This is a genomic window from Alicyclobacillus shizuokensis NBRC 103103, from assembly GCF_001552255.1.
Lineage (GTDB): Bacteria > Bacillota > Bacilli > Alicyclobacillales > Alicyclobacillaceae > Alicyclobacillus_G > Alicyclobacillus_G shizuokensis.
This window is the reverse complement of record NZ_BCQV01000091.1, coordinates 1-3,874: the sequence shown is the minus strand read 5'-3', so window position 1 is coordinate 3,874 and position 3,874 is coordinate 1. Positions and strand designations below refer to the sequence as shown.

Sequence of the window (3,874 nt, the reverse complement as noted above, 5' to 3'; positions counted from 1 at the left end):
AGGAGGCGCGAGCGTGCGATACGTGATCAACCGGTTGGTGTTCTTCGTCATCTCGGTGTGGGCCGCGGTCACCATCAACTTCATCCTGCCGCGGTTGATGCCGGGCGATCCGGCCGAGGCGATGTTCGCCAAGTTCCAGGGGCACCTGACGCCCTACGCGCTGCACGCCCTGGAACTGCAGTTCGGCTTCAGCAACAAGCCGCTCATCCTGCAATACTTCGACTACCTCAAGGGGTTGTTGACCGGCAACTGGGGGCTGTCGTTCACCTACTACCCGACTCCGACGACCACGGTCATCGGCCACAGCCTGCCCTGGACGATTCTGCTCGTCGGGGTGGCGACGCTTTTATCGGTGTTCGCCGGCACGGCGTGCGGCATTTACGTGGCCTGGCGGCGGGGGCGGGCGCTGGACTCGACGCTGCCGGTGGCATCGTTGTTCGTGCAGGCGGCGCCGTACATGTGGACGGGGCTGCTGCTTTTGTTCGTGTTTGGCTTTAAGCTCAACTGGTTCCCGTTGGCCCGCGGGTACGCGGACAATATGACGCCCTCACTGAGCGGGGACTTCGTGCTGAGCGCGCTGTACCACGGGGTGCTGCCGGCGTTGACCATCTTTTTGGGCTCGTTCAGCGGCTGGCTGGTGGGGATGCGCAACAACATGATTCTCACCCTGGGCGAGGACTACGTGGTGTTTGCCGAAGCCAAGGGGGTGCGGCCGCTGCGGCTGGTGTTGGCGTACGCGGCCCGAAACGCCATATTGCCGCAGGTGACCAGCTTCGCCATCGCGATGGGCAACGTGGTCAGCGGCTCCATCCTGACGGAGGTGGTGTTCTCCTATCCGGGCATCGGGGCGCAGCTGAACAACGCGGTGCTGCAGCAGGATTATCCGCTGATTCAGGGGGCGTTTTTGGTCATCGCGGTGTCGGTCCTGTTTGCCAATCTGGTGGTGGACCTGCTGTACGGGAAGCTGGACCCGAGGGTGCAGACGGGAGGTGCGAGGGCCTGATGAGCGAACTGGTGACGACACCGATGGAAACGGCGCCAAGGAACACGGCGGGCAAACGGCGGCGGCCGACGGTGGTGAGGCTGCTGTTCAACGACGTCAAGGCCATCGTGGGGTTTGGGTTGTTTGCGCTGTTTGCGCTGGTGGCCATCTTCGCGCCGGTGATTGCGCCGTACAACCCGCTCTCGACGCAGTTCGTGATGAACCTGCCGCCCAGCTCCGCGCACCTGTTCGGGACGACGACGACGGGGCAGGATTTGTTTTCGCAGTTTATCTACGGGGCGCGCACGACGCTGATTGTCGGGGTGGGGGCAGGGCTCATCTCGACGGTGGTAGGGCTCTTGTTTGGCGTGACGGCCGGGTACTACGGCGGCTGGGTGGATACAGTGCTCAACTTCATCACCAACATCTTCTTGGTGCTGCCGAGCCTGGCGCTGTTGATAGTGATAGAGGCGTTGGTGCACAACTCGACGCCGCTGCTCAACGGGCTCATCATTGGCCTGACCGGGTGGGCCTGGGGGGCGCGGGTGTTCCGTTCGCAGGCGATGTCGCTGTGCGGGCGCGAGTTTGTGACGGCGGCGAAGCTGTCCGGGGCGTCGGGGGTGCGCATCATGGTGACGGAAGTGCTGCCGAACATGACGAGCGTCATCGCGTCGAACATCATCTTCGCCTGCCTGGGGGCGATTCTGGCCGAGTCGGGGCTGGCGTTTTTGGGCCTGGAGAGCGTCAACTCGGTCAGCTGGGGGACGATGCTGTACTGGGCGCAGTCGGGCGGAGCGCTGCTCAACGGGGCGTGGTGGTGGATTATCCCGCCGGGCCTGGGGATTGCGCTGGTGGGATTGTCACTGGGCTTGATGAACTTTGCGATTGACCAATTCACCAACCCGCGCCTGCGCGGGCAGAGAGGGGGACGGCGCCGTGGACGCAAACCAGCCGGTCTTGGAGCTTGAGGACGTCTCCATCGTGTACGATTCGGCGTCCGGGCCGGTCCAGGCGGTCAGCGATGTCAGCCTGACGCTGTATCCGAATCAGGTGCTGGGGCTCATCGGGGAATCGGGGTCGGGCAAATCGACGTTGGCCCACGCGATTATGCGGCTTCTGCGGGGCAACGCGCGGTTGACCCAGGGGCGCATCCGGGTGATGGGGCAGGACGTGTACGCGCTGAGCCCAAAGCAGCTGCGGACCTTTCGCTGGAACCAGATGGCGATGGTGTTCCAGAGCGCGATGACGGCGCTCAACCCGGTGATGACGGTGGAGCGGCAGCTGGTCGACACGCTGCGCAGCCACCGGCCGGAGATGTCGTACCAAGAGGCGCGCCAGAAGGCGGTGGAGCTGCTGAAGCTGGTGCGCATCGACGAGCGGCACCTGCGCAGCTACCCGCACGAGTTGTCCGGCGGCATGCGCCAGCGGGTGGTCATCGCGATTGCCATCGCCCTGGAGCCGGCCTTGGTCATCATGGATGAACCGACGACCGCCTTGGACGTGGTGGTGCAGCGCTCGATTCTCAACCAGATCCAGGAGCTGCAGCAACAGCGCGGGTTTGCGATTTTGTTCATTAGCCACGACTTCAGCCTGGTTGCCGAGTTTGCTTCCCGGGTGGCGATTATGTACGCCGGGCGGATTGTGGAGAACACGGACGCGAAGGCCTTGCGCCTGGGCGAGGCGGGGCACCACCCGTACACCGAAGGGCTGATGCGGGCCATCCCGCGGCTGACGCACGAGGATGTGGAGATTGAGGGCATTCCGGGCAACCCGCCGGATTTGCAGCAGCTGCCGGAGGGCTGCGCGTTTCACCCGCGCTGTCCGTACGCGACGGAGGCGTGCCGGGTGGTGCGGCCGCGGCGGCACGAGGTGAACGGACGGTGGGTGGAGTGTCACCTGTACGAAGCGGAGCGAGAGGGGGCCTACACATGGCCGAGTCCCAGGCCTACATCGACGTTGACAACTTGAAGGTGCGCTTTCCCGTGCGGCGGCAGGGGCAGCGGATGTACATCACACCGGTGGACGGGGTGAGCTTTCGCATCGGCAAGGGGGAGGTGCTGTCGCTGGTCGGGGAGTCGGGCAGCGGCAAGAGCACCATCGGGCGCGCGTTGGTGCGCATCCTCACGCCGGCGCAGGGGCAGATTCGGGTGGCGGGCAAGGACGTGACGCGCATCCGCGGGCGGGAGCTGAAAGAGTACCGGCGCGTGGCGCAGATGGTGTTCCAGGACCCGTTCGGATCGCTCAATCCGGTGCGCACGGTGGAGAAGCACCTGACGTATCCGCTGAAGAAGTACGGGGGCAAGAGCGGGCGCGCGTTGTCGGAGCAGGTGGCGGAATTGCTGCACCGGGTGGGGCTGGACCCGGTGGAGGAGTTTCGGGTGAAGTATCCGCACGAGTTGTCGGGCGGGCAGCGGCAGCGGGTGGCGATAGCGCGGGCGTTGGCGGTGAACCCGGCGTTCATCGTGGCGGACGAGCCGATTTCGATGCTGGACGTGTCGATTCGGGCGGGGATCTTGAAGCTATTGAACGAACTGAAGCAGGACCTGGATTTGTCGTACCTGTACATCACGCACGATTTGGCGTCGGCGCGGTACTTTGGCGACCGCATCATGGTGTTGTACGGGGGGCGCATCATGGAGGCGGCGGCCAGCCGGCGGCTGCTGGAGCGGCCGCTGCATCCGTACACGCGGCTGTTGTTTGCGGCGACGCCGGGGAGCAGCTGGCAGAAGGCGTTGCCGGAGACGGCGAGCGAGGCGCCGGACTTGCGGGAGGGGCGCGTGGGGTGTCCGTTCGCGCACCGCTGCCCGTTTGTGCAGGCGCGCTGCCGAGAGGAGACGCCGGCGCTGCGGGAGCCCGAGCCTGGGCACCTGGCGTCCTGTCACTTCGCGGAGG

General features: G+C 65.4%; 4 protein-coding genes. All 4 read left to right on the top strand.

Annotated features, from left to right (window positions below; genetic code table 11):
- Window positions 1-1,003, top strand: a 1,003-nt coding sequence (locus ASH01S_RS17300; RefSeq protein WP_245629147.1) for an ABC transporter permease, incomplete at its 5' end; no start/stop codon positions are given.
- Window positions 1,003-1,950 (top strand): ABC transporter permease, encoded by a 948-nt coding sequence (locus ASH01S_RS17295; RefSeq protein ID WP_245629146.1) that lies wholly within the window; start codon window positions 1,003-1,005, stop codon window positions 1,948-1,950. The genes ASH01S_RS17300 and ASH01S_RS17295, both read left to right, overlap by 1 nt.
- Window positions 1,919-2,950, top strand: coding sequence for an ABC transporter ATP-binding protein (locus tag ASH01S_RS17290; protein WP_067929679.1), 1,032 nt, complete (start codon window positions 1,919-1,921; stop codon window positions 2,948-2,950). Before ASH01S_RS17295 ends, ASH01S_RS17290 begins: the two co-directional genes overlap by 32 nt.
- On the top strand, window positions 2,911-3,874 hold a 964-nt coding region (locus tag ASH01S_RS17285; protein WP_067929678.1), incomplete at its 3' end, for an ABC transporter ATP-binding protein. The genes ASH01S_RS17290 and ASH01S_RS17285, both read left to right, overlap by 40 nt.